Here is a 25234-nt window from a genome sequence, read left to right as displayed (position 1 = left end):
TGTTCGCGTCTCAACAGCCTTGCCGCCGCCCTCGAACCCTACGTCCACCGATGCCGAGAGTGGCGCCGGCCTGGTGAACTCGCTCGTCCAAGGCGGCGGTGGCACGCGCCGAGGCATTCCGGAAAGACATGGACGCACGCCAACCAAGGAGGCGTACGGATGACCAACCTCAAGATCATCGTGGCCAGCACCCGGCCGGGCCGGGTGGGGCTGTCCGTCGGACTCTGGGTCGAAACGGAGGCCACGGCGCACGGTGGCTTCTCGACGGTCGAGTTGATCGATCTCCGAGAGGTCAACCTCCCTTTCATGAACGAGCCCAACCATCCCCGACTTGGCCAGTACACGCATCAGCACACTCGTAACTGGAGCGCCAAAGTGGATGACGGTGACGCCTTTGTGTTCGTGATGCCCGAATACAATCACGGGTACAACGCGGAATTGAAGAACGCGATCGACTATCTGTACCGGGAATGGCGATACAAGCCGGTCGGCCTCGCCAGTTACGGCGGTGTCGCGGCAGGCACCCGGGCAGCCCAAATGGTCAAGCAGGTCGTCACGGCGCTCAAGATGGCCCCGGTTGCTGAGGCGGTCGCTCTGCCGTTCGTCGGCCAGTTCCTCGATGAGGACGGCAACGTCGCACCCAGTGACGCGATGACCGCCTCGGCCAAGAACATGTTCGACGAGCTGATCCGAGTGAGCCAGGCTCTGGAACCGCTACGCGCGGCCCGGCCGACGCCGCACGGCTGACCGTCGGCGGCCGCCGACGGCGCTGGAAACCGACCAGCGAGGTCACCCACCGCACCCAGCGGTCCCTGCGCGCCGCCGAACTGGCCGTCGAACGCGCCCGCTACCAAGCCGACCGTGCCGAACGCGCCCATTCCATCTGCGAGCCGGAGAACCGCCTGGTCGCCCGCACCCTGGAGAGCCGCTGGGAGACGCGCCTGGCCGAACTGGCCGAGGCCGAGCAGGCTCTGGCTGAACTCCGCGCCGCCCAACCCGAGCTGCCCGAACCCGCCGCACTGAAACAACTCCTCGGTGACGTCCAGACCCTGTGGCACGCATCGACCACCACCGACCGCGACCGCAAACGCCTGCTGCGGACCCTGATCGCCGACGTCACCGTGCTGCCCGAGTCCGACCCGCAGTGCATCCGGATCGGCGTGCGGTGGCACACCGGCGCCACCGACGAGTTCACCGTCGCGACCCGCGAACCGCGCACTGAACTACCCGCAGTGCAGATCATCCGCGAGCACGGCACCCGCATGCCGGACACGGAGCTGGTCGCCCTGCTCAACAGCCGTGGCCTGACCACGGCCCGCGGCAAGCCCTTCACCATCGCCTCGATGCGCTGGACCCGACAGAACCACCACCTCCCCGCGCCCAGCACCCCACGCCCGGACGAGCTCACCGTGTCGCAAGCAGCACGACGACTCGGCATCAACGCCAGCGCGGTCTACCGCTGGATCATCCGCGGCAAGCTCGCCGCCCGCCATACCCCCGTCGGACGCCTCTGCGTCCCCTGGGACCTGCAGACCGAGGCCGCCTGCCGATCTCTGATCGCAGCATCAGCGCAGATCAAGTCCAAGCCATCGCCTATCACTTCAGGAGGGGGGTATGAAGGCAGCATCTCGGTGCGGCCAGCGGTTCCGGAGTACTGCCGTTGCACGCCGGCCGAACGGATGCCCTTCTTCAGAAACCCGGTGTCATCGACGATCAGGACGGCATCCCGGTCTCCGAGGTGTTCCACCACGTAGTCGCGTACGTCGTCCAGGACCTCGTCGGCGTCCCACTCGATCCGGTTCAGCAACCGGTGGATGCGGTCCGGCCCGGCATGGCCGGCCTCCTCCGCCAGTGTCCCGCCGTTCTTCCGCTCCAGCGGCGCAACCAGCCCCCTCATATAGGCCAGCGCCGACTGACGCGGCTCCTCGCGGTTGAACCGGTGCACGAACCGCTCATGCAGTACGCCCAGCTCTCCGGCCCACAACCTGACTTCAGCAAGGTCCCCACCCATAACCACACCAACGAACGAGCTGGCCAGCAGTCACGGCAAGCACCGTTGCAGTACTAGCGGCGCTCGTTCGCCACACGCTCGCAAGGACAGAAGAACCCCGCACCTGGTGCCAGGTGCGGGGTTCTTCGTCGTCGTAGGATGCGCAGCTCCGCTCCGGGAACAGATCGCGTGCGATCATGGTGGCAGGCGCGTCTTCCGCCCCGTCGAGCGCGAGTGCCCCGCTCCCCGCGAGATGCAGGGGCAGGGCGCTCATTCACGTCAGGTCAAGAACCGACAAGTTGGCGAAGCACGTACTGCATGATGCCGCCGTTGCGGTAGTAGTCCGCCTCGCCGGGGGTGTCGATGCGGACGACCGCGTCGAACTCGACGCCGGTGTCGGTGGTGACCTTCACTGTGCGCGGGGTGGTGCCGTTGTTGAGCTCCTCGACGCCGGTGAAGGAGAAGGTCTCCTCGCCGGTGAGGCCGAGGGACTCGGCGGTGGCGCCCTCCGGGAACTGGAGCGGCAGGACGCCCATGCCGATGAGGTTCGAGCGGTGGATGCGCTCGTAGGACTCGGCGATGACGGCCTTGACACCGAGCAGCGCGGTGCCCTTGGCGGCCCAGTCGCGGGAGGAGCCGGAGCCGTACTCCTTGCCGGCCAGGATGACCAGCGGGACGCCCTGCTCGATGTAGTTGCGCGAGGCGTCGTAGATGAACGCGACAGGCGCGCCCTCGACGGTGAAGTCGCGGGTGAAGCCGCCCTCGGTGCCCGGCGCGATCTGGTTGCGCAGGCGGATGTTGGCGAACGTGCCGCGGATCATGACCTCGTGGTTGCCTCGGCGCGAGCCGTAGGAGTTGAAGTCACGACGCTCCACACCGTGCTCGGTGAGGTACTTGCCGGCCGGGGTGTCGGCCTTGATGGCGCCGGCCGGGGAGATGTGGTCGGTGGTGACCGAGTCGCCCAGCTTGGCGAGAACGCGGGCGCCCGCGATGTCCGAGACCGGGGACGGCTCGTGCGCCATGCCCTCGAAGTACGGGGGCTTGCGGACGTAGGTGGACTGAGGGTCCCACTCGAAGGTGTTGCCGGTCGGGATCGGCAGCGCCTGCCACTGGGCATCGCCCGCGAAGACGTCCTGGTAGGACTTGTTGAACATGTCCTCGCCGATGGCGTTCGCCACGACCTCGTTGACCTCGGCCTCGGAGGGCCAGATGTCGGCCAGGTAGACCGGCTTGCCGTCCTGGTCGGTGCCCAGCGCGTCCTTGGTGATGTCCACCTTCATGGAACCCGCGAGGGCGTACGCGACGACCAGCGGCGGGGAGGCCAGGTAGTTCATCTTGACGTCGGGGTTGATGCGGCCCTCGAAGTTCCGGTTGCCGGAGAGGACCGAGGTGACGGCGAGGTCGTGGTCGTTGACGGCCTTGGAGACCTCCTCCGGCAGCGGGCCGGAGTTGCCGATGCAGGTGGTGCAGCCGTAGCCGACGAGGTTGAAGCCGACCTTGTCGAGGTAGGGGGTAAGGCCCGCCTTGTCGAAGTAGTCGGTGACGACCTTGGAGCCCGGGGCGAGGGTGGTCTTGACCCACGGCTTGCGGGTCAGACCCTTCTCGACCGCCTTCTTGGCCACCAGCGCGGCGGCGACCATGACGTACGGGTTCGAGGTGTTGGTGCAGGAGGTGATGGCCGCGACCGTCACCGCGCCGTGGTCGATCTCGTAGGTCGAGCCGTCGGGGGCGGTGACTGTGGTCGGACGGGTCGGTACGCCGTTGGTGGTGGCCGGGGAGTCGGAGGCCGGGAAGGACTCCTTGCCCGCCTCGTCGTCCTCGTCGACGTAGTTGCGCACGTCCCGCGCGAACTGCTGCGCGGCGTTCGCGAGGACGATGCGGTCCTGCGGGCGCTTCGGGCCGGCGATCGAGGGGACGACCGTGGAGAGGTCGAGCTCCAGCTTCTCGGAGAAGTCGGGCTCGGCGGCCGGGTCGAGCCAGAGGCCCTGCTCCTTGGCGTACGCCTCGACGAGCGCGAGCTGCTGCGCGGAGCGGCCGGTCAGCTTCAGGTACTTGATGGTCTCGTCGTCGATCGGGAAGATCGCGGCGGTCGAGCCGAACTCCGGCGACATGTTGCCGATGGTGGCGCGGTTCGCGAGGGAGGTCGCGGCGACACCCTCGCCGTAGAACTCGACGAACTTGCCGACGACGCCGTGCTTGCGCAGCATCTCGGTGATCGTGAGCACCAGGTCGGTGGCGGTGGTGCCGGGCGTGAGCTCACCGGTGAGCTTGAAGCCGACGACGCGCGGGATGAGCATGGAGACCGGCTGGCCGAGCATGGCGGCCTCGGCCTCGATGCCGCCGACGCCCCAGCCGAGCACACCGAGGCCGTTGACCATGGTGGTGTGCGAGTCGGTGCCGACGAGGGTGTCGGGGTACGCCTGGCCACCCCGGACCATGACCGTGCGCGCCAGGTGCTCGATGTTCACCTGGTGGACGATGCCGGTGCCCGGCGGGACGACCTTGAACTCGTCGAAGGCGGTCTGGCCCCAGCGCAGGAACTGGTAGCGCTCCTTGTTGCGGCCGTACTCCAGCTCGACGTTCTGCGCGAACGCGTCGTTCGTGCCGAACTTGTCGGCGATGACGGAGTGGTCGATGACCAGCTCGGCCGGGGCCAGCGGGTTGATCTTCGCCGGGTCGCCGCCGAGCTCCTTGACGGCCTCACGCATGGTGGCGAGGTCGACGACACAGGGCACGCCGGTGAAGTCCTGCATGATCACGCGGGCGGGCGTGAACTGGATCTCCTGGCTGGGCTGCGCCTGGGAGTCCCAGTTGCCGATGGACCGGATGTGGTCGGCGGTGATGTTCGCGCCGTCCTCGGTACGGAGCAGGTTCTCCAGCAGCACCTTCAGGCTGTACGGAAGGCGAGCCGAGCCTTCCACCTTGTCCAGCCGGAAGATCTCGTACGACTCGTCGCCCACCTGCAGCGTGCTGCGGGCGTCGAAGCTGTTCGCCGACACGACAGTCTCCTTCATTGATGTGCGCGTTCCCACCGCATCCTGCCGCCACGACGTCTTGGCCGATCCACTAAGGTAAGGCTAAGTTAGGTAAACCTTACCGGGCTGGCGGCTGCGGTACGCCTCGGCAGATATCTCGATGTCGAGATAACTCTAGTACATGGGCGCGGGCTGGTCATGCCCGGCCCGCGGCGCGCTCTCATCCCATCAAGGCGTTCACTCGGCGAACCCGGTCGGTCGGCCTTCTGTTCGGCGGACCGGGCCGCGTTTACCAGGGGAGGGAGCCTTCGACGTCGAAGTAGCCGCCGGTCGGGCCGTCGGGGGCGACCTGGGCCATGCGCACGATGATCTCGGCACCCTGCTCGACGGTCTGGATGCCCGTGTTTCCGTTGAGGTCGGTGGCCGTGTAGCCGGGCTCGACCGCGTTGACGCGGATGCCGGGGAAGGCCTTCGCGTACTGCACGGTGATCATGTTGACCGCGGACTTCGACGCCGGATAGGCGACCCCCGGGTAGAAGTACGTCGGCGTGTCGGGGGTGGTGACCCGGGTCAGCGAGGCCAGGCCGCTGCTCACGTTCACCACGACCGGGGCGGCGGACCGCCGCAGCAGGGGCAGGAAGGCATGGGTGACGCGGACCAGGCCGAAGACGTTCGTCTCGAACGTCGAGCGCATCAGGTCGGCGGTCACATCCGCGGCGCCGATGACGCTGTTGCCTTCCCCGCGCTCCTCGACCCCGGCGTTGTTGATCAGCACGTCCAGTCCGCCATCGGCCTCGATGGTCTTCGCCGCGGCGGCCACGGACGCGTCGTCGGTGACGTCGATGACGACGGACCGCGCCCCCAGCCGCCCGGCGGCGAGCCGCCCGCGCTCCGGGTCCCGGCTGCCGACGTAGACGGTGTGGCCCGCCGCGACGAGTCGGCGGGCGGTCTCGAAGCCGAGACCCTTGTTCGCTCCGGTGATCAGTGTGGTTGTCATGCCTCCAGGATCCGGCCGGACGACGCGCTCAGCCAGGAGTCCCGTCTTCCTGGGACTGCCAGTACCAGGCAGGTCGGCGCGCGGAGATGCACAGTGGTCGCATGGCGAGTACGGAGTTCGGGCGTACGGTACGGCGTTGGCGCGACCGGGTCTCCCCGGAAGCCGCCGGGCTGCCCGCGGGCGGCCACCGGCGGGCGGCCGGGCTGCGCCGCGAGGAGCTGGCGCTGCTGGCCGGGATCTCGGTCGACTACGTCACCCGGCTCGAACAGGGACGGGCGGCCAACCCTTCGGAGCAGGTCGTCGAGGCCCTCGGCCGGGCCCTGCGGCTGTCCGGCACCGAGCGTGAACATCTCTTCCGTCTCGCCGGGCTGGTCCCGCCGGGGCGCGGCACGGTACCCGCCTACATCACGCCGAGCGTCCAGCGGCTGCTGGACCGGCTGACCGGGACGCCCGTCGCGGTCTACGACGCGGCGTGGACGCTGCTGTTGGCCAACCCGATGCACGCGGCGCTGCTGGGTGACCCGTCCGGCCGGCGCGGCAATGAACGCAACGGGGTGTGGCGCAACCTCGTGGGCCCGGGCAGCCGTGTCCGCCACACCCCCGAGGCCCGGCGCGAGTTCGAGGCCGCACTGGTGGCCGACCTGCGTGCGACCGCGAGCCGCTATCCGGCGGACCAGCGGCTGCGGCGCCTGGTCGCCGAGCTGCGCGCGAGCAGTGACCGGTTCGCCGAGCTGTGGGACTCCGGAGCCGTGGGCCACCACGAGGCCTCGCGCAAGACCGTCGACCATCCCCAGGTGGGCCCCCTGACGCTGGACTGCGACGTGCTCAGCGTCGCGGGCAGCGACCTGCGCATCATGGTCTACACGGCCGAGCCCGGCACGCAGGACGCCGAACGGCTCGCGCTCCTCGGCGTACTCGGCACACAGACGCTCACGGAGCACGGGGCGCAGGAATCGCAGGGGGCACGCCGGGCAGCCGAACAAGGCTGAACGCTCGGGGAGTTCGCGGACAGCCACCGCCCGCTACGGGGTACGGGAACGGGAACGGGACTGGAACGGGATGCGACGCGACCGACGCCCTAAACCGGAAGAAAGAGTCGCGAACTGCCACAAGGGGACCACCGGACGCCCGAACTCCCCTATGTGGGCCCTGTGCTGAGCCTCACTACCCGGATGGGTGCACTCCGTTTTCCTTTATCTCACAACAGATATACGGTCGCGCCATGGCAGACGACTACCTCGTACGCATCGGCAAGCTCATCCGTGACGCCCGGCAGCACCGGGGCTGGACACAGTCGCAGCTTGCCGAGGCACTCGGCACCAGTCAGAGTGCCGTCAATCGGATCGAGCGCGGCAACCAAAACATCAGCCTTGAGATGATCGCCCGAATCGGTGAAGCCCTGGACAGCGAAATCGTCTCTCTGGGCTACGCGGGTCCGATGCATCTGCGCGTGGTCGGCGGACGTCGTCTGTCCGGCTCGATCGACGTCAAGACCAGTAAGAACGCGTGTGTCGCGCTGCTGTGCGCGACGCTCCTGAACAAGGGGCGCACGGTGCTGCGCCGGGTGGCCCGGATCGAAGAGGTCTACCGCCTCCTGGAGGTGCTCGGTTCGATCGGCGTCCGCACCCGGTGGATCAACGACGGGGTCGACCTGGAGATCGTGCCCCCGAGCGAGCTGGACATGGAGGCGATCGACGCCGAGGCCGCCCGCCGGACGCGGTCCATCATCATGTTCCTCGGCCCGCTGCTGCACCGCATGGACACCTTCAAGCTGCCGTACGCGGGCGGTTGCGACCTGGGCACCAGGACCATCGAGCCGCACATGATCGCGCTGCGCCGCTTCGGGCTCGAGATCGCCGCCACCGAGGGCCTCTACCACGCCCAGGTGAACCGCTCGGTCTCCCCCGGCCGCCCGATCGTCCTGACCGAACGCGGCGACACGGTGACCGAGAACGCGCTGCTCGCCGCCGCCCGCCACGACGGTGTGACCGTCATCCGCAACGCCTCCTCCAACTACATGGTCCAGGACCTGTGCTTCTTCCTGGAGGCGCTCGGCGTACAGGTGGAGGGCATCGGCACGACCACGCTCGCCGTGCACGGCGTGCCGAACATCGACGTCGACGTGGACTACTCGCCCTCCGAGGACCCGGTCGAGGCGATGAGCCTGCTGGCCGCCGCCGTGGTCACCGAGTCGGAGCTGACGGTGCGCCGGGTGCCGATCGAGTTCCTGGAGATCGAGCTCGCGGTCCTGGAGGAGATGGGCCTCGACCACGACCGCACGCCCGAGTACTTCGCCGACAACGGCCGTACGCGGCTGGTGGACCTGACCGTGCGGCCCTCCAAACTGGAGGCGCCGATCGACAAGATCCACCCGATGCCGTTCCCGGGCCTGAACATCGACAACGTGCCGTTCTTCGCGGCCATCGCGGCCTCCGCACAGGGCAAGACCCTCATCCACGACTGGGTCTACGACAACCGGGCGATCTACCTCACCGACCTCAACCGGCTCGGTGGGCGGCTGCAACTCCTCGACCCGCACCGGGTGCTCGTCGAGGGCCCGACCCGCTGGCGCGCCGCCGAGATGATGTGCCCGCCCGCGCTGCGGCCCGCCGTGGTCGTCCTGCTGGCGATGATGGCGGCCGAGGGCACGTCCGTGCTGCGCAATGTGTACGTCATCAACCGCGGGTACGAGGATCTGGCCGAGCGGCTCAACTCGATCGGGGCGCAGATCGAGACGTTCCGGGACATCTAGACAGGTGGGGGGGGTGGCGGGGCGAGCCCCGCCACCCCCCACCTGTCCGTCTCAGCCCGCCATAAGGGTGATGTCCTGCTGCCGCATCGCATGGAACAGCGGCAGCGGCAGCCCGCCCGCGCCGGGGCTCAGCTCCATCAGGGTGGCTTCGACATTCGCGCCGCCCGGCGCGAGGGTGCCGGACGCGCGCTTCTCCGAGTTGGTCCAGCGGTGCTCGGCGCCGTCGCAGACCGCCGCGGTGCCGCCGATGCCGTAGCGGATCCGGGTGTCGCCCTGCGACACCGACGAAGACACCAGCACCGGCCCCCTGCTGCTCAGACAGCGGTAGGTGCCGGAGAGGGTGATGGTTCCGTCGGCCGCCACGTGACCGGTCGGGTCGACGGAGACCGCGTCGTACGACTCCGACAGGGCACCGGTGGACACGGCGACGGCGGTCGGGGCGACCAGCAGCAGGAGCGCGGCGCCGGTGGTGGCGCCGATGACCTGGCGCAAGGACATGGAAGTACCTCCTGGAACGTGGGGGTTCCACAGGTACCGGGCGCACGCGCCCGCGACGGTGATCGTCACCCTTTGGTGGCGAGTCCGCTCGGTGGCGAGCCCGTTCCGTGCGTCATGGGACCGTTCGAGAGTTGTCCGCGTGTTGTCACGCTTCTCGACCGGCGGTTCCGATGAGTTCGCCACGGGAGCATGGTCTTAGCCATGCGAGGTGGCGACAGCGCCGCCGGCACTCATCGCGTCCGACGTGGAGGTGCGTCATGTGTTCCCACCGACCTCTGTGCCCGTCCGCGGACTCCAACGCTCCGCACATCGTTTCGGCCCACCCCGAGCAGGGCTGGACCCTGCTGTGCAACGGCGCGATCGTCTTCGACGACAGCGGCGAACTGCTCCCCGACGGCAGCGTGGTCGCTCCGCACCGGGTGTTCGCCCAACAGCTGGCCGTCGCCGCCTAGTCCCTCCGGGGGTTCCGGGGGTTCCGGCGGTTCCGGGGGTTCCAGGAACAGGTTTCTACGGCAGTACCGCGAAGCCGTCGAGTTCGACCAGGGCCTGTTCGTCCCAGAGGCGGGCGGCGCCGATGACGGCCATCGCGGGGTAGTCGCGGCCCGCCAACCGTCGCCAGATGCGCCCGAGTTCGGGGGCGTGGCGGCGATAGTCGGCGACGTCCGTGGCGTAGACCGTGACCCGTGCGAGGTCGGCCGGGGCTCCCCCCGCGGCCCGCAGCGCGCTCAGCAGATTCGTCAGCGCCTTCCCGAACTGCTCCGGGAGGGTCTCGCCGACCACCTTCCCGTCCGTGTCCAGCGCGGTCTGGCCCGCCAGGAACACGACGCGGGTGCCGGTGGCCACGACGGCGTGCGAGAAGCCGGTGGGCGGGGAGAGCCCGGGCGGATTGACGCGCTCGGTGCTCATTGGAGGACCTCCATGGTCTCGGTGCTCACGGGGCCTCCACCGACGCGTACAGCTCCTTGGCGATGACGGCCCGTTGGACCTCGCTCGCGCCCTCGTAGATACGGGGCGCGCGGACCTCCCGGTAGAGGTGTTCGAGGAGATGGCCGCGGCGCAGGGCGCGGGCGCCGTGCAGCTGGACCGCCGCGTCGACCACGTACTGGGCCGTCTCGGTCGCCAGCAGCTTCGCCATCGCCGCGCGCCGGGGCACGTCCGGGGCCCCCGCGTCGTACGCCGCCGCTGCCGCGTAGACCATCAGGCGGGCCGCCTCCGTGCGCAGCGCCATCTCGGCGACCTGGTGGGCCACCGTCTGCAGGTCCTTCAATGTGCCGCCGAACGCCTCCCGCCCGGCCGTGTGCGCGAGCGTCGCCGCCAGCGCCGCCTGCGCCATGCCGACCGCGAAGGCGCCCACGCTCGGGCGGAAGAGGTTGAGGGTGTGCATCGCGACCCGGAAACCGCGGTCGGGTTCGCCGAGCACGTCGTCCGCCGTCACCGGTACGGCGTCGAAGTCGAGGGCGCCGATGGGGTGCGGCGAGAGCATGTCGAGCGGGGTGCCGGTGAGGCCCGGCCGGTCGGCGGGGACGAGGAAGGCGGTGACGCCACGGGCTCCGGCGCCGGGGGTGGTCCGCGCGAAGACGGTGTAGAAGTCGGCCTCGGGGGCGTTGGAGATCCAGCACTTCTCGCCGGTGAGCCGCCAGCGGCCGGAGCCGTCGGCCTCGGCGACGGACGAGGCCTGCGACCCGATGCCGGACGGAGCCTGTGACTCGACGCCGGGCGGGGCGCTGGGCCCCGCGGGCGAGGAACCGTCGGCCTGCGGGCCGTCCCGTTCGGCGCGCAGCGCCAGCGCCGCCGCGTCGGAGCCCGCGCCCGGCTCGCTGAGCGCGAAGGCGGCCACCGCGGTGCCGTCCGAGACCCGGGGCAGCCAGTGCTCGCGCTGGGCCCGGGTGCCGTAGGCGTGCACCGGATGCGCGCCGAGGCCCTGCAGGGCGAGCGCCGTCTCGGCCTCCGTGCAGCCGTGCGCCAGGGACTCCCGCATCAGGCACAGGTCGAGCGCGCCGGAGGTGAACAGCCGGGCGAGCAGCCCGAGCCGGCCCAGCTCGGCCACGAGGGGACGGTTGACGTGGCCGGGCTCGCCCTTCTCCGCCAGCGGGCGCAGCCGCTCCACGGCCAGGGTGCGCAGCTCGGCACACCAGGCGGTCTGTGCCGGATCGAGCGAGAATGCGGTCATTGCCGGTTCCCTCTCCGCCGTCGGGCTGCGGAACCCCAGGTTATCGCGAGACATTGACTGCCGTCACTAACACGATACGCTCCTTGTGCGAGACGTGAGACGCGAGCTGAGAGCCACCAGCCGCGCGCTGCGAGCCCACCACGACAAGGGGGCGAACCTCCATGGACCCCGGCGACACCCCGGAGCCGAAGACCTCGGCCCACGTCGACACCTTCGCCCGCGACCATCTCCCGCCCCCCGAGCAGTGGCCCGAACTCCCCTTCGACCTGCCCGAGCTGCGCTACCCCGAACGGCTGAACTGCGCCGCCGAACTCCTCGGCGACAAGCCTCCGCAGCGCCCCGCCTTCCGTACGCCGTCCGGCGACCTGTGGACGTACGGGCAGCTCCTCGACCGGGTGGACCGGATCGCCCACGTGCTGACCGCCGAGCTGGACGTCGTGCCCGGCAACCGGGTGCTGCTGCGCGGGCCCACCACGCCCTGGCTGGCCGCGTGCTGGCTGGCGGTCCTGAAGGCGGGCGCGGTCGCCGTCACCGTGCTCGCCCAGCAGCGCCCGTACGAACTGGCCACGATGGGCAAGATCGCCCAGGTGACGCACGCCCTGTGCGATGTGCGGTCGGTCGAGGACCTGGCCAGGGCGGAGCTCCCGGGACTGCGGATCACGACGTACGGCGGGGACGCGCCCGACGACCTGCTGCTGCGGATCACGGGCGCGCCCGACGAGCCGTTCACGGCCGTCGACACGGCCGCCGACGATGTCGCGCTGATCGCGTTCACCTCCGGCACCACCGGCCGGCCCAAGGGCTGTGTGCACTTCCACCGCGATGTGCTGGCGATAGCGGACACCTTCTCCAGGCATGTGCTGCGCCCGCACGAGGACGACGTCTTCACCGGCAGTCCCCCGCTGGGCTTCACGTTCGGGCTCGGCGGGCTCGTCGTCTTCCCGATGCGGGCCGGCGCCTGCTCCCTCCTGCTCGAACAGGCCGGCCCGCGGCAGCTGCTGCCCGCGATCGCCGAGCACCGGGTCTCCGTACTGTTCACCGCGCCGACCGCGTACCGCGCGATGCTGGCGGAGCTGGACGGACACGACACGACCTCGCTGCGGCGCTGCGTCTCCGCGGGCGAGAACCTGCCCGCCGCGACCTGGCGGGCCTGGCACACCCGCACCGGGCTGCGCATCATCAACGGCATCGGCGCCACCGAACTGCTGCACATCTTCATCTCCGCCGCCGACGAGCACATCCGCCCCGGCACCACGGGCATCCCCGTACCGGGGTGGCACGCGCGCGTGGTCGACGCCGACGGGGCGCCGGTGCCGGACGGCGAGCCCGGACTGCTCGCCGTGCGCGGCCCGGTCGGCTGCCGCTATCTCGCCGACCCACGGCAGCGGGAGTACGTGCGCGGCGGCTGGAACCTGACCGGCGACACCTACGTACGCGACCCCGACGGCTACTTCCGTTACGTCGCCCGCGCCGACGACATGATCGTCTCGGCGGGGTACAACATCGCGGGGCCCGAGGTCGAGGACGCCCTGCTGCGCCACCCGGACGTGGTCGAGACGGCGGTCGTGGGGCGGGCCGACGAGACGCGCGGGCAGGTCGTGGTGGCGTACGCGGTCCTCAAGGCGGGCGCGCCCAGGGACGCGGAGGCGCTGCGTGTCTTCCTCAAGGCCGAGCTGGCACCGTACAAATGCCCCCGCGAGTTCGTCTTCCTGGACGCGCTGCCGCGCACGGCGACGGGGAAGCTGCAACGCTTCCGGCTGCGCACGGACGCCCCGCCGTCGAGTATGGACACCCCGCCGTCACCTGCGCCGAAGGGTGACTCGTCCACCGGCGGCGGCCCTAAGTGATCTTCGAGCACTAGAGTGATCAACGTGTCAGAGCAGCACGCCCCACGGTCCCTCATCGTCACGTTCTACGGCGCGTACGGCCGCTTCATGCCCGGCCCCGTGCCGATCGCCGAGCTGATCCGGCTCCTCGCCGCGGTCGGCGTCGACGCGCCCTCCGTGCGCTCGTCGGTGTCCCGGCTCAAGCGCCGCGGGCTGCTCGAACCGGCCCGTACGGCGGCGGGTGCCGCGGGGTACGCGCTGTCGCCCGACGCGCGCCAGTTGCTGGAGGACGGCGACCGGCGGGTGTACGCGACGGCGCCCGCCGAGGACGACGGCTGGGTGCTCGCCGTCTTCTCCGTGCCGGAGTCCGAGCGGCAGAAGCGGCACGTCCTGCGCTCACGCCTCGCCGGCCTCGGCTTCGGGACGGCGGCCCCCGGAGTGTGGCTCGCCCCGGCGCGGCTCTACGAGGAGACCCGGCACACCCTGGCGCGGCTGCGGCTCGACCCGTACGTGGAGCTGTTCCGCGGGGAGCACCTGGGCTTCGCGGCGACGGCGGACGCGGTCGCGCGCTGGTGGGACCTGGCCGCGATCGCCAAGCAGCACGAGGCGTTCCTCGACCGGCACGCGATCGTGCTGCGGGACTGGCAGCGGCGCGCGGACACCCCGCCCGAGGAGGCGTACCGCGACTATCTGCTCGCCTTGGACACCTGGCGCCACCTGCCGTACGCCGACCCGGGGCTGCCCGCCGCGCTGCTGCCCCAGGACTGGCCGGGCGCCCGCTCGGCGGCCGTGTTCCGGGCGCTGCACGAGCGGCTGCGGGACGCGGGAGCGAGCTTGACCGAGTCCACTGGCGTATGACGTAGGTCACATCGCGAGGCGCTAAGGGAACCCTCAGGCTCTTCCACCACCCCTCTCCTCATGATCACCGCCGGGCCGGACGTGCCCGCGCTCACCCAGGACGTCCGGGCGGCCGTCTGCCATCTGGCCGACCGGGCGCTGCGCGTCGGCGACCGGGTGCTGGTCAAGCACACGACGCGGACCGTGAAGGCGATCGTCAAGGATCTGGGCGGCGCCGGGGAGCTGACCGCGAACGACCTCGGCCGGATCACCCTGCGCACCGCCGAGCCGCTGGCGCTCGACGACTACGCCGACTCCCGCCTCCCGCCGCACCGGAGCGTTCCTGCTCGTCGACCCGGCGGACGGCTCGACGCTGACGGCGGGCATGGCCGACCTCTCCGCCTAGCGCCACCGCCTGCCGGCGCCGCTACCTTCCAGCACCGCTACCTTCCAGCACCCATACCTTTCGGCGCCCTCAAGTCCCCAGTGAAAGCCGGGGTTTGGGGGCGTCGATGCGTCCGGTCTGCGGGCGCCGGCTGCCCGCGCGGTAGGGCTTCGGCCAGGCGACGCCCGGACCCTCGTACCCCTGCTCGGCCGCCGCGTGCAGCGTCCAGTGCGGGTCGTAGAGGTGCGGCCGGGCGAGCGCGCACAGGTCCGCGCGCCCGGCCAGGATCAGCGAGTTGACGTCGTCCCAGGAGGAGATCGCGCCGACGGCGATCACGGGGAGGCCGGTCTCGTGGCGGATCCGGTCGGCGTACGGCGTCTGGTACGAGCGGCCGTACTCGGGGTGTTCGTCGGCGACCACCTGCCCGGTCGACACATCGATCGCGTCGGCGCCGTGCGCGGAAAAGGCCCGTGCGATCGCCACGCCCTCGTCCCCGGTGGTGCCGCCCTCCGCCCAGTCGGTGGCGGAGATACGGACGGTCATGGGACGTTCCTCCGGCCACACGGCGCGTACCGCGTCGAAGACTTCCAGCGGGAAGCGCAGCCTGCGCTCCAGCGAGCCGCCGTACGCGTCGGTGCGCCGGTTGGTGAGCGGCGAGAGGAAGCCGGAGAGCAGATAGCCGTGGGCGCAGTGCAGTTCGAGGAGGTCGAAGTCGCAGCGGGCGGCGCGCCAGGCGGCGGCCGCGAACTGTTCGCGGATGTCGGTGAGTTGGGCGCGGGACAGCTGTCGGGGTGTCTGGCTGCGCGGTCCGTACGGGATCGGGGACGCGGCCACGAGCGGCCAGTTGCCCTCCTCCAGCGGCTCGTCGATGCCCTCCCACATCAGCTTGGTGGAACCCTTGCGGCCGGAGTGGCCGAGCTGGACGCCGAGCGCGGTGCCGGGCGCCTGCGCGTGCACGAAGCGCGTGATCCGCCGCCAGGACTCGGCCTGTCGGTGCGAGTAGAGGCCCGCGCAGCCGGGCGTGATACGGCCCTCGGCGCTCACGCACACCATCTCGGTCATCACCAGGCCCGCGCCGCCGAGCGCCCGTGCGCCCAGGTGGACGAGGTGGAAGTCGCCGGGGACGCCGTCCACGGCCGAGTACATGTCCATGGGCGAGACGACGACCCGGTTGCGCAGGGTCAGGCCGCGCAGTCGCAGCGGGGTGAACATCGGCGGTGTGCCGGACGGGCAGCCGAACTCGCGCTCGACCGCCGCCGTGAAGCGCTCGTCGCGCAGCCGCAGGTTGCCGTGGGTGACGCGGCGGCTGCGGGTGAGGAGATTGAAGGCGAACTGGCGGGCGGGCTGGCCGAGATACAGTCCCAGGTTCTCGAACCACTCCAGACTGGCGCGTGCCGCCCGCTGCGTGGACTCGACGACGGGGCGCCGCTCCTCCTCGTACGCGGTGAGGGCCTCTTCGAGTGTGGGCCGCTCCTCCAGACAGGCGGCCAGGGCGAGCGCGTCCTCGACGGCGAGTTTCGTGCCGGAGCCGATGGAGAAGTGGGCGGTGTGCGCGGCGTCGCCGAGGAGGACCAGATTGGCGCCCGACCAACGGTCGTTGACCACCGTCCGGAAGGTGGTCCACGCCGAGTTGTTGGACCGCAGCTGCCGTCCGCCGAGCGCGTCCGCGAAGATCTTGCCGCATCGCTCGACGGACTCCGGCTCGTCCAGGTCCGCGAAACCGGCCGCCCGCCACACCTCCTCGCGCATCTCGACGATGACGGTGGAGGCGTCGGCCGCATAGGGGTAGCCGTGCAGCTGCATCACGCCGTGTTCGGTCTCGGCGATCTCGAAGCGGAAGGAGTCGAAGGCGAAGTCGGCGGCGAGCCAGATGTAGCGGCACCGGTGTTCTTCGACGGACGGTCCGAACACCTCCGCGTACGCCTCCCGCGTGAGGCTGTGCACCCCGTCGGCGGCGACGACCAGGTCGTACGCCGCCATCAGTTCGGCGACCGGCGGGGCCTGGGCCCGGAAGCGCAGCTCGACGCCGAGCGAGCGGCAGCGCTCGTGCAGGATCTCCAGCAGCCGGCGCCGGCCGAGCGCCGCGAAGCCGTGGCCACCGGACGTGTGGCGCGCTCCCCGGTGCACGATCTCGATGTCGTCCCAGCGCACGAACTCGTTCTGGAGCGCCGCGTACACGACCGGGTCGGCGTGCTCGATCCCGCCGAGCGTCTCGTCGGAGAGCACGACACCGAAGCCGAACGTGTCGTCCGGGGCGTTGCGCTCCCAGACGGTGACCTCGCGGTCGGGGTCGAGACGCTTGAGCAGGGCAGCGGCGTAGAGCCCGCCGGGACCACCACCGATGACGGCGACACGGAGGGGCATGCGCGACCCCATGGCTAGCGCCCCCGCCACTTGGGCGTCCGCTTCTCCGTGAACGCCGCGTGGAACTCCGCGTAGTCCTCGCCGTGCATCAGGAGGGCCTGGGTCGAGGCGTCCAGTTCGACGGAGGCGGCGAGGGGCATGTCCAGCTCGGCGGTGAGCAGGGCCTTGGTCTGGGCGTACGCGAGGGCCGGGCCCTCGGCCAGGCGGCGGGCCAGTGCATGGGCGGCCTCGTCGACACGGCCCTCGTCGGTCAGCTCGCTGATCAGGCCGATCCGCTCGGCCTCGGGGGCGCGCACGGGTTCGCCGAGCATCAGCAGCCGGGTCGCGTGGCCGAGCCCGACCACCCGGGGCAGCAGATAGGCGGCACCCATGTCACCGCCGGACAGCCCGACGCGGGTGAAGAGGAAGGCGAAGCGGGCCGTGGGGTCCGCCACACGGAAGTCCGCCGCCAGCGCCAGCACCGCGCCGGCGCCCGCCGCCACCCCGTGCACGGCCGCGATCACCGGGAACGGACACTCCCGTACGGCCCGCACGACCTGCCCGGTCATCCGGTTGAAGTCGAGGAGCAGGCCGGTGTCCATGGACAGGGTCGCGCCGATGATCTCGTCGACGTCGCCGCCGGAGCAGAAGCCGCGCCCCTCCCCGGCCAGCACCAGCGCGCGCACGGACCGCTCGCGGGAGAGCTCGGCGAGCAGATCACGCAGGTCGGCGTAGGCGCCGAAGGTGAGCGCGTTGAGTTTCTCGGGGCGGGCCAGGGTGACCGTGGCCACCCCGTCGGCGACCGCGTACCTCAGATGCCGCCAGTCGCTGGTGCGGGCGGCGGAACCGGTGAAGGGACTCATGACGGGCGGCCTCCTCGGACGGGGGCGGCGGTCTGCCAGACGGGGGCCGTCTGCGCTACTCCATGAAGCTATCACCACTCTGTGACTGTCGTCACGTCCACGCGATAGCCCTGTCGTGAAGTGACCGTTTCCCGTCACCGCGTCACGGATCCTCGATAGCCCCGTAACGACGCGTAACGACCGGAGCTCCTCGCGAGAGGCGGAGCGTCGACCTGGGTACGCAGCCTCATGCCGAGCCGAACGTCCCGGGAGGGCGCCACCGAATGTCCCGAAGCGCCCGCCGGACGGCTCTGTCCGGCCGGGCCGTACCATTCCTCAAGTTGAAAGCAGGACAGCCTGCTCCATGAACGGACCCGCCTTGCACGACATCCCAGTCCCCGCCTCCTGGCGCATCGCGCTGCCGCACACCGCCGCGGCCGTGCCGGTCGCCCGCGCCCTGGTCCGCACCGCGCTGGCCGAGCTGAAGCACGCGGCCGACAGCGACACCGCGGAACTGCTCACCGCGGAGCTGGTCGCCAATGCCGTGGAGCACACGGCGGGGGACGGTCCCATAGAGCTGGTGGTGGAGCTGATGCCGACCGGCTGTCAGGTCGAGGTGCACGACCCGGACCCGGCGCCGCCCGGCAATCTCACGGTTCCCGAGCCGCACAGCGAGCCCGACCCCTGGCAGGAGCACGGGCGCGGCCTCCTCCTGATCCGCGCCCTCAGCTCCTCCTGCGGCCACCGCCCCACCGGCTCCGGCAAAGCGGTCTGGTTCAAACTGCCCGTGTTGCCCGCTCAGCGACGTCCGGCGTAGCGACGGCTCCGGCTCCGATTCCGGTTCCGGCCGAGGCCGCGGCCGCGGCCAGCCGGGAATTGCGGCGCCCGTAGAGCACGTACACCAGGTGTGGCTCCGGACCGCCGGTCAGAACAGGGCCTGCTGGGACGTCCGCCGGGCCGAGGCGAGACGGGAATCCGGGTCAGGCCAGGGTGGCGACCATGATCGCCTTGATGGTGTGCAGCCGGTTCTCGGCCTCGTCGAAGACGACCGAGTGCGCCGACTCGAAGACCTCGTCGGTGACCTCGAGCGAGTCGAGGCCGTGGGTCTCGTAGATCTCTCGGCCGACCTTGGTACCGAGGTCGTGGAAGGCCGGGAGGCAGTGCAGGAACTTCACGTCCGGGTTGCCGGTGGCGCGCAGGACGTCCATCGTCACGGCGTACGGGGACAGCGCGCCGATGCGCTCGTCCCACACATCCTTGGGCTCACCCATCGAGACCCAGACGTCGGTGGCGACGAAGTCGGCGCCGTGGACGCCCTCGACGAGCTGCTCGGTGAGGGTGATGCGGCCGCCGTTGTTCTCGGCGAGTTTGCGGGCCTGGGTGACGATCTCGTCGGCGGGCCAGTAGGCCCGCGGGGCGACGATCCGGACGTCCATGCCGAGCAGCGCACCGGTGACCAGGTAGGAGTTGCCCATGTTGAAACGGGCGTCACCCAGATAGGCGAAGGCGATCTCACCGAGCGGCTTGTCGCAGTGCTCGGTCATCGTGAGCACGTCGGCGAGCATCTGGGTGGGGTGCCAGTCGTCGGTCAGACCGTTGTAGACGGGCACTCCGGCATACGCGGCGAGCTCCTCGACGGATGCCTGGCTGTCGCCCCGGTACTCGATCGCGTCGAACATCCGGCCGAGGACGCGCGCGGTGTCCCTCACGGACTCCTTGTGGCCTATCTGCGAGCCGGACGGGTCCAGATACGTCGTCGAGGCGCCCTGGTCCGCGGCCGCGACCTCGAAGGCGCAGCGGGTACGGGTCGAGGTCTTCTCGAAGATCAGCGCGATGTTCTTGCCCCGCAGGTACGGCGTCTCCGTCCCGGCCTTCTTGGCCGCCTTGAGCTCGGCGGCGAGCTCGATCAGACCGCGGAACTCGTCTTCGGTGAAGTCCAGCTCCTTGAGGAAGTGGCGTCCGGCGAGGGCGGTCGAGACTGTCGCCATGGGGGCGCTCCAGAGGTACGGGGAGGGGGCGAACAAGGGGACGAATGGAAGTCTATACGATGCCTCACATTTCTATACGGAACCCCTTCCGCCCGGCACCTCACACCCCCACCGCACCCCTCTCCACGGGACAGCTCATACACCGAGGCCCACCCCGCCCCCGCCCCAGCTCACTCCCCGGAATCTCGATCACCTCGATACCCTGCTTCCGCAGATGCGTATTGGTGGTCACGTTGCGCTCGTACGCGACCACGACACCGGGCTCGACCGCGAGGACATTGCACCCGTCGTCCCACTGCTCCCGCTCCGCCGCGTGCACATCCTGCGTGGCGGTCAGCACACGAATCTCACTCAGCCCCAGCGCCGCGGCGATGGCCCGGTGCATGTGCTCCGGCGGGTGGTCGGTGACCTTCAGCTCCTTCTCCTCCGCGCCCGGTTCGATGGTGTACGAGCGGAGCATGCCGAGCCCCGCGTACTGGGTGAAGATGTCGCCGTCGACCATGGTCATCACGGTGTCGAGGTGCATCAGGGCCCGCCGCTTGGGCATGTCGAGCGCCACGATCGTACGGGCCGACCCGGCGGCGAACAGCTTGTGCGCGAGCATCTCGACGGCCTGGGGTGTCGTCCGCTCGCTCATGCCGATGAGCACCGCGCCGTTGCCGATGACGAGCACGTCACCGCCCTCGATGGTGGAGGGGTAGTCCACCTGCCCCTGCGACCAGAGGTTGAACGTCTCGTCACGGAAGAGGGGATGGTGCCGGTAGATCGCCTCGAAGTGAACGGTCTCGCGCTGCCGGGCCGGCCAGCGCATGGCGTTGATGGAGACGCCGTCATAGATCCAGGCGGAGGTGTCCCGCGTGAAGAGGTGATTGGGCAGCGGGCCGAGCAGGAAGTCGTCGAGGTCCATCACATGGAAGCGCACGGAGGTCGGCTCCGGATGTGCGTCCAGAAACTCCCGCTTGGTCATCCCGCCTATCAGCGTGGCCGCCAGCTCCGGGGCGGGCAGGGTCTCGAAGGCGGCCCGGAGGTGATCGGTGGCGAGCGGCCCGTACTCCTTCTCGTCGAAGACGCGGTCCAGGACGAGCGATCTTGCCGTCGGGATCTCCAGGGATTCGGTGAGCAGGTCTCCGAAGAGGTGGACGGTGACCCCGCGGTCACGCAACACGTCCGCGAACCCGTCGTGCTCCGCCCGGGCCCGGCGCACCCACAGCACGTCGTCGAAGAGCAGGGCGTCCTTGTTGCTGGGGGTGAGCCTCTTGAGCTCGAGATCCGGCCTGTGCAGGATGACGCGGCGCAGCCGCCCGGCCTCGGAGTCGACGTGGAATCCCATGCCTCCATCCTGACCATCCGGACGCCTGTTCACCCGCCGATCGGCCGGACCTGGACGAGTTGATTTCGTCCCCTTGACGATAAGCGGACACCTTCGTTATCGTCAACACGACGACAACAGGGGCGACTGGCAGCAGGCCGGACGCAATCCGGGGGTGCTGGTGCACCACCGCCGCGGTGCGGGTGGGGGTGGCGGGGGTTCCGTTGCGGTTGGTGAGCTGAGGCCTTCTCGCCGTGGGCGAAGAAACCCCCGACAAAGGAACCCCCTACAGACGTGGGTCCACCGGCTCCGACTCCAGCGCCAGGACCCCGAACACGGCCTCGTGCACCCGCCACAGCGGCTCGCCCTCCGCGAGCCGGTCGAGGGCTTCGAGCCCCAGCGCGTACTCCCGGATCGCGAGCGACCTCTTGTGGTTCAGGAACCGTCCCCGCAGCCGCGCGAGGTTCTCAGGACGCGTGTACTCCGGACCGTAGATGATCCGCAGGTACTCACGCCCCCGGCACTTGATGCCGGGCTGGACAAGACGCCCCTGCCCGCCACGCACCACCGCGCCCACCGGCTTGACGACCATCCCCTCACCCCCGCGCCCGGTCATCTCCAGCCACCAGTCGACCCCGGCCCGCACCGACTCCGCGTCCCCCGTGTCCACGAACAGCCGCCGGGTCGTCTGCAGCAGCCCACTCCCGTCGTGCTCGACCAGCCGGTCGATGAGCGCGAGCTGCTCGTCGTGCGGCACCGCGGCGAGACTGCGGCCCTGGGCGGCGAGGATCTGGAAGGGAGCGAGCCGCACCCCGTCCAGACCGTCCGTCGGCCAGCAGTACCGCCGGTACGCGTCCGCGAACGCCCCCGCGTCCGCCGCGCGTTCACGCTGCCGCGCCAGCAGCTCCCCTACGTCGACACCGCGCGCCGCGGCACCTTCGAGCGCGGCCAGCGCCCCCGGGAACACGGCCCCGGACGCGGCGCCCACCGCCGCGTACTGACTGCGCAGCAACCCGGACGCCTTCAGCGACCACGGCATCAGCTCGGCGTCGAGCAGCAGCCAGTCCGTGCGCAGTTCCTCCCACAGACCCGCCGCCCCCACGGCCTCCCGCAGCCGCCCGAGGATCTCCTCGGTGACGGCGGCGTCGTCGAAGAAGGGCCGGCCGGTACGGGTGTACAGCGACCCCGTGGGCCCCTCCCTCACGCCGAACCGCTCCCGCGCCACCCCCGCGTCCCGGCAGACCAGCGCCACCGCCCGCGACCCCATGTGCTTCTCCTCGCAGACGACCCGGGCGACCGCGTCCTCCTTGTACTGGGCGAAGGCCTCGGCGGGGTGCTCCAGATAGCCCTCCACCCGGGAAGTGGCCGTGGGCGCCATCGTCGGCGGGAGGTAGGGCAGCAGCCGCGGGTCGACCGCGAACCGGCTCATGACCTCCAGCGCCGCCGCCGCGTTCTCCTCGCGCACCGCCACCCGCCCGGCGTACCGGGTCTCCACGGCCCGCCGCCCGTGCACGTCCGCCAGATCCAGCGGACGTCCCTCGTGTCCGCCGGGTGCCTCGGAGGCCAGCGGCTTGGCCGGCTCGTACCAGACCCGCTCGGCCGGTACGTCGACGAGCTCGCGCTCCGGCCAGCGCAGCGCGGTGAGCTTGCCGCCGAAGACGGCACCGGTGTCCAGGCAGATGGTGTTGTTCAGCCAGGTGGCCGTCGGGACCGGGGTGTGACCGTAGACGACGGCCGCCCGGCCCCGGTAGTCCTCCGCCCACGGGTAGCGCACCGGCAGCCCGAACTCGTCCGTCTCCCCTGTCGTGTCCCCGTACAGCGCGTGCGAGCGCACCCGGCCCGAGGTACGGCCGTGGTACTTCTCCGGCAGACCGGCGTGGCAGACGACGAGCCGCCCGCCGTCGAGGACGTAATGACTGACGAGCCCGTCGACGAACTCCCGCACCTGCTTCCTGAACTCCTCGCTCTCCCCCTCCATCTGCTCGATCGTCTCGGCGAGGCCGTACGTGTGCTGGACCTTGCGGCCCTTGAGGTAACGCCCGTACTTGTTCTCGTGGTTGCCGGGCACGCACAGGGCGTTGCCGGACCCGACCATGGACATCACGCGGCGCAGCACGCCGGGCGTGTCCGGGCCGCGGTCGACGAGGTCGCCGACAAAGACAGCCGTACGGCCCTCCGGGTGCGCCCCGTCGACGTAACCGAGCTTGCCGAGCAGACTCTCCAGCTCCGAGGCGCAGCCATGGATGTCGCCGATGATGTCGAAGGGACCGGTGAGGTGGGTCAGGTCGTTGAAGCGCTTCTCCGTGCTGACCTCGGCGCTCTCGATCTCCGCCACGCCCCGCAGGACATGCACCTTCCGGAATCCCTCGCGCTCCAAATGCCGGAGCGAACGGCGGAGTTCACGGATGTGGCGCTGGATGACGCGGCGCGGCATGTCGGCGCGGTCGGTGCGGGAGGCGTTGCGCTCGGCGCACACCTCCTCCGGCACGTCCAGCACGATCGCGATGGGCAGCACGTCGTACTTCTTGGCGAGTTCGATCAGCTGACGGCGGCTCTCCTGCTGGACGTTGGTCGCGTCCACGACGGTTCGCCGACCGGCCGCGAGCCGCTTGCCCGCGATGTAGTGGAGGACGTCGAAGGCGTCGCCGCTGGCGCTCTGGTCGTTCTCGTCGTCGGCGACCAGACCGCGGCAGAAGTCGCTGGAGATGACCTCGGTCGGCTTGAAGTGCTTGCGGGCGAAGGTGGACTTGCCCGAGCCGGACGCGCCGATCAGAACCACGAGGGAGAGGTCGGTGACGGGCAGGACCCGTCCCTTGATGGTGTCGTTGCCGGTCATGCGGCTTTCTCCTCCTTCGCGGTCGGTGTGGCGGTGTTCATGGAAAAGACGGCCATCTGGGTCGGCGGCCCCACCTCGGGGTCGTCGGGCCCGACGGGCACGAACTCCACGTCGTATCCGTGCCGCCCGGCCACCTGGTCGGCCCACGCCCGGAACTCCTCACGGGTCCATTCGAAGCGGTGGTCGCCGTGCCGGGAGTGGCCGGCCGGGAGGGTCTCCCAGCGGACGTTGTACTCGACGTTCGGCGTCGTGACGAGGACGGTGCGGGGGCGGGCGGAGCCGAAGACGGCGTACTCCAGGGCGGGCAGCCGGGGCAGGTCGAGGTGCTCGATCACCTCGCTGAGCACGGCGGCGTCGTACCCCTTGAGGCGGCGGTCGGTGTAGGCGAGCGAGCCCTGGAAGAGCTGCACGCGCGCGGCCTGCCGCTCGCCCATCCGGTCCAGCTTGAGCCGCCGCGAGGCGATGGTGAGCGCCCGCATCGACACATCGACACCGACGATCTCGGTGAACCGCGTGTCCTTCAGCAAGGCCTGCACCAACTGCCCCTGCCCGCAGCCGAGATCGAGCACCCGTGCCGCACCGGACGCGTGCAGCGCGGCGAGGATCGCGTCCCGCCGCTGCAGGGCGAGCGGGACCGGCTTCTCCTCTGTGTCGGCCTCCTCGTCGACCGCGTTGTCGATCTCCTCGACCTCGGTGTCGTCGGACTCGGCGAGCCGTACGAGCTCCAGCCGCTCCAGCGCCTCCCGCGTCAGCGACCAGCGGCGCGAGAGGTACCGGCCGGCGATCAGCTTCTGCTCGGGGTGGGCCGGCAGCCAGCCCTCGCCCGCCCGCAGCAGCTTGTCGACCTCGTCGGACGACACCCAGTAGTGCTTGGCGTCGTCGAGCACGGGGAGCAGGACGTACAGGTGGCGCAGGGCTTCGGCGAGCGTCAGCCGCGACGAGTCCAGTACGAGGCGCACATACCGCGAGTCGCCCCACTCCGGGAACGCGCTGTCCAGCGCCACGGCCTCGACCGTCACCGTCCACCCCAGCGGCTCGAAGAGCTTTCGTACGAGGTCGGCGCCGCCCCGCGCGGGCAGCGCGGGCACCTCGACCCGCAGTGGCCTGGTCTGCTCCGGCAGCTCGGGCTTCGCGGCACACTGACCCTTCATCGCACTGGAGAACACGCTGCTCAGCGCCACGGCGAGCAGGGACGACGCGGCGTACGGGCGGTCGTTGACGTACTGCGCGAGCGCGGCGTCCGGTGCGCCGCCGCGACCCTTGCCCTTGCCGCGCCGCACCAGCGCCACCGCGTCGACCTGCAGCAACAGCGCGGCCGTGCACCGCTCGGCGGACGCGTCGGGATACAGGACGTGCGCCGTGCCGTAGGACAGCTTGGTTGCGAATGCTCGATCGGGATGCTTGTGGAGCAAGAACCCCAGGTCAGTAGCTGGGTGCTGCTCATTGCCGGTAGTGGAGATCGTCAGGAACACAGGTCGAGTATGTG

General features: G+C 70.5%; 18 protein-coding genes and 3 pseudogenes. 9 read left to right on the top strand and 12 right to left on the bottom strand.

Annotated elements, in window-relative coordinates; translation table 11 throughout:
- The first annotated feature begins 159 nt into the window (after positions 1-159).
- Both OG747_RS33635 and OG747_RS33630 read left to right on the top strand, forming a co-directional pair.
- Entirely contained in the window at positions 160-747 is a 588-nt protein-coding gene (locus OG747_RS33635) for an NADPH-dependent FMN reductase (RefSeq protein ID WP_405883119.1), read from the top strand.
- A 515-nt stretch (positions 748-1262) separates the two neighbouring features.
- Positions 1263-1451, top strand: a pseudogene (locus OG747_RS33630) (hypothetical protein); the annotation flags it as partial.
- A gap of 176 nt (positions 1452-1627) precedes the next feature.
- Here OG747_RS33630 and OG747_RS33625 read toward each other — a convergent pair.
- The 3 genes and pseudogenes from OG747_RS33625 to OG747_RS33615 form a co-directional block, all read right to left on the bottom strand.
- Positions 1628-2011: pseudogene (locus tag OG747_RS33625) on the bottom strand (transposase); the annotation flags it as partial.
- A gap of 263 nt (positions 2012-2274) precedes the next feature.
- Positions 2275-4989, bottom strand: a complete 2715-nt coding sequence (acnA, locus tag OG747_RS33620) for an aconitate hydratase AcnA (RefSeq protein WP_405883117.1) — start codon at positions 4987-4989, stop codon at positions 2275-2277.
- A gap of 265 nt (positions 4990-5254) precedes the next feature.
- Complete coding sequence (locus OG747_RS33615; protein ID WP_405883116.1) at positions 5255-5962, bottom strand: SDR family NAD(P)-dependent oxidoreductase; 708 nt, start codon at positions 5960-5962, stop codon at positions 5255-5257.
- Positions 5963-6063: 101 nt separating this feature from the next.
- Here OG747_RS33615 and OG747_RS33610 point away from each other — a divergent pair, with 101 nt between their 5' ends.
- Both OG747_RS33610 and OG747_RS33605 read left to right on the top strand, forming a co-directional pair.
- Positions 6064-6951 carry a helix-turn-helix transcriptional regulator gene (locus tag OG747_RS33610; protein ID WP_405883115.1) on the top strand — a complete coding sequence of 296 codons (888 nt, stop codon included), beginning with the start codon at positions 6064-6066 and terminating at the stop codon, positions 6949-6951.
- Between the two features lie 233 nt (positions 6952-7184).
- Positions 7185-8714 (top strand): helix-turn-helix domain-containing protein, encoded by a 1530-nt coding sequence (locus tag OG747_RS33605; RefSeq protein ID WP_405883114.1) that lies wholly within the window; start codon positions 7185-7187, stop codon positions 8712-8714.
- A gap of 51 nt (positions 8715-8765) precedes the next feature.
- Here the strand turns inward: OG747_RS33605 and OG747_RS33600 are convergent, their stop codons facing one another.
- Positions 8766-9212: a DUF6299 family protein gene (locus OG747_RS33600; RefSeq protein ID WP_405883113.1), complete on the bottom strand. Its 447-nt coding sequence runs from the start codon at positions 9210-9212 to the stop codon at positions 8766-8768.
- Positions 9213-9469: 257 nt separating this feature from the next.
- Here OG747_RS33600 and OG747_RS33595 point away from each other — a divergent pair, with 257 nt between their 5' ends.
- Positions 9470-9664 (top strand): DUF5999 family protein, encoded by a 195-nt coding sequence (locus tag OG747_RS33595; protein WP_405883112.1) that lies wholly within the window; start codon positions 9470-9472, stop codon positions 9662-9664.
- Between the two features lie 55 nt (positions 9665-9719).
- On the opposite strand, the gene OG747_RS33590 is transcribed toward OG747_RS33595, so the two are convergent.
- Positions 9720-10118 (bottom strand): RidA family protein, encoded by a 399-nt coding sequence (locus OG747_RS33590; protein WP_405883111.1) that lies wholly within the window; start codon positions 10116-10118, stop codon positions 9720-9722.
- A 25-nt stretch (positions 10119-10143) separates the two neighbouring features.
- Positions 10144-11382, bottom strand: coding sequence for an acyl-CoA dehydrogenase family protein (locus OG747_RS33585; protein WP_405883110.1), 1239 nt, complete (start codon positions 11380-11382; stop codon positions 10144-10146).
- 161 nt (positions 11383-11543) lie between these two features.
- On the opposite strand from OG747_RS33585, the gene OG747_RS33580 reads away from it, so the two are divergent.
- The 3 genes and pseudogenes from OG747_RS33580 to OG747_RS33570 form a co-directional block, all read left to right on the top strand.
- Positions 11544-13229: an AMP-binding protein gene (locus tag OG747_RS33580; protein WP_405883109.1), complete on the top strand. Its 1686-nt coding sequence runs from the start codon at positions 11544-11546 to the stop codon at positions 13227-13229.
- Between the two features lie 15 nt (positions 13230-13244).
- Positions 13245-14066, top strand: a complete 822-nt coding sequence (locus OG747_RS33575) for a PaaX family transcriptional regulator C-terminal domain-containing protein (RefSeq protein ID WP_405883108.1) — start codon at positions 13245-13247, stop codon at positions 14064-14066.
- 60 nt (positions 14067-14126) lie between these two features.
- Positions 14127-14451: pseudogene (locus OG747_RS33570) on the top strand (elongation factor 1-alpha C-terminal domain-related protein); the annotation flags it as partial.
- A gap of 69 nt (positions 14452-14520) precedes the next feature.
- Here the strand turns inward: OG747_RS33570 and OG747_RS33565 are convergent.
- The gene (locus OG747_RS33565) at positions 14521-16794 is read right to left on the bottom strand and encodes a bifunctional salicylyl-CoA 5-hydroxylase/oxidoreductase (RefSeq protein WP_405883107.1); all 2274 of its coding nucleotides are present in this window, start codon (positions 16792-16794) and stop codon (positions 14521-14523) included.
- A 14-nt stretch (positions 16795-16808) separates the two neighbouring features.
- The gene (locus OG747_RS33560; RefSeq protein WP_405883106.1) at positions 16809-17636 is read right to left on the bottom strand and encodes an enoyl-CoA hydratase family protein; all 828 of its coding nucleotides are present in this window, start codon (positions 17634-17636) and stop codon (positions 16809-16811) included.
- Between the two features lie 343 nt (positions 17637-17979).
- On the opposite strand from OG747_RS33560, the gene OG747_RS33555 reads away from it, so the two are divergent.
- The gene (locus OG747_RS33555; RefSeq protein ID WP_405883105.1) at positions 17980-18432 is read left to right on the top strand and encodes an ATP-binding protein; all 453 of its coding nucleotides are present in this window, start codon (positions 17980-17982) and stop codon (positions 18430-18432) included.
- A gap of 163 nt (positions 18433-18595) precedes the next feature.
- Here the strand turns inward: OG747_RS33555 and argF are convergent, their stop codons facing one another.
- From argF to OG747_RS33535, 4 genes are all read right to left on the bottom strand, one after another.
- Positions 18596-19603, bottom strand: a complete 1008-nt coding sequence (gene argF / locus OG747_RS33550) for an ornithine carbamoyltransferase (RefSeq protein WP_405883104.1) — start codon at positions 19601-19603, stop codon at positions 18596-18598.
- Positions 19604-19703: 100 nt separating this feature from the next.
- On the bottom strand, positions 19704-20933 hold the full coding sequence (locus tag OG747_RS33545; protein ID WP_405883103.1) for an arginine deiminase: 1230 nt from the start codon (positions 20931-20933) through the stop codon (positions 19704-19706).
- Positions 20934-21198: 265 nt separating this feature from the next.
- Positions 21199-23748, bottom strand: a complete 2550-nt coding sequence (locus OG747_RS33540) for a polynucleotide kinase-phosphatase (protein ID WP_405883102.1) — start codon at positions 23746-23748, stop codon at positions 21199-21201.
- Positions 23745-25220, bottom strand: a complete 1476-nt coding sequence (locus OG747_RS33535; protein ID WP_405883101.1) for a 3' terminal RNA ribose 2'-O-methyltransferase Hen1 — start codon at positions 25218-25220, stop codon at positions 23745-23747. The genes OG747_RS33540 and OG747_RS33535 overlap by 4 nt, the downstream gene beginning before the upstream one ends.
- Positions 25221-25234: the final 14 nt, after the last annotated feature.

This window comes from Streptomyces sp. NBC_01384 (genome assembly GCF_045040035.1).
Taxonomy (GTDB): Bacteria; Actinomycetota; Actinomycetes; order Streptomycetales; family Streptomycetaceae; genus Streptomyces.
Note: the sequence above shows the minus strand (reverse complement) of the source record. Positions and strands in the feature narration are given on the sequence as shown.

Excerpts from the sequence above, each read along its gene's own strand:
- OG747_RS33635 (WP_405883119.1), top strand. The coding sequence starts at position 160 with ATGACCAACCTCAAGATCATCGTGGCCAGCACCCGGCCGGGCCGGGTG.
- OG747_RS33615 (WP_405883116.1), bottom strand. The coding sequence starts at position 5,962 with ATGACAACCACACTGATCACCGGAGCGAACAAGGGTCTCGGCTTCGAG.
- OG747_RS33610 (WP_405883115.1), top strand. The coding sequence starts at position 6,064 with ATGGCGAGTACGGAGTTCGGGCGTACGGTACGGCGTTGGCGCGACCGG.
- OG747_RS33605 (WP_405883114.1), top strand. The coding sequence starts at position 7,185 with ATGGCAGACGACTACCTCGTACGCATCGGCAAGCTCATCCGTGACGCC.
- OG747_RS33600 (WP_405883113.1), bottom strand. The coding sequence starts at position 9,212 with ATGTCCTTGCGCCAGGTCATCGGCGCCACCACCGGCGCCGCGCTCCTG.
- OG747_RS33595 (WP_405883112.1), top strand. The coding sequence starts at position 9,470 with ATGTGTTCCCACCGACCTCTGTGCCCGTCCGCGGACTCCAACGCTCCG.
- OG747_RS33590 (WP_405883111.1), bottom strand. The coding sequence starts at position 10,118 with ATGAGCACCGAGCGCGTCAATCCGCCCGGGCTCTCCCCGCCCACCGGC.
- OG747_RS33585 (WP_405883110.1), bottom strand. The coding sequence starts at position 11,382 with ATGACCGCATTCTCGCTCGATCCGGCACAGACCGCCTGGTGTGCCGAG.
- OG747_RS33580 (WP_405883109.1), top strand. The coding sequence starts at position 11,544 with ATGGACCCCGGCGACACCCCGGAGCCGAAGACCTCGGCCCACGTCGAC.
- OG747_RS33565 (WP_405883107.1), bottom strand. The coding sequence starts at position 16,794 with ATGCCCCTCCGTGTCGCCGTCATCGGTGGTGGTCCCGGCGGGCTCTAC.
- OG747_RS33560 (WP_405883106.1), bottom strand. The coding sequence starts at position 17,636 with ATGAGTCCCTTCACCGGTTCCGCCGCCCGCACCAGCGACTGGCGGCAT.
- OG747_RS33555 (WP_405883105.1), top strand. The coding sequence starts at position 17,980 with ATGAACGGACCCGCCTTGCACGACATCCCAGTCCCCGCCTCCTGGCGC.
- argF (WP_405883104.1), bottom strand. The coding sequence starts at position 19,603 with ATGGCGACAGTCTCGACCGCCCTCGCCGGACGCCACTTCCTCAAGGAG.
- OG747_RS33545 (WP_405883103.1), bottom strand. The coding sequence starts at position 20,933 with ATGGGATTCCACGTCGACTCCGAGGCCGGGCGGCTGCGCCGCGTCATC.
- OG747_RS33540 (WP_405883102.1), bottom strand. The coding sequence starts at position 23,748 with ATGACCGGCAACGACACCATCAAGGGACGGGTCCTGCCCGTCACCGAC.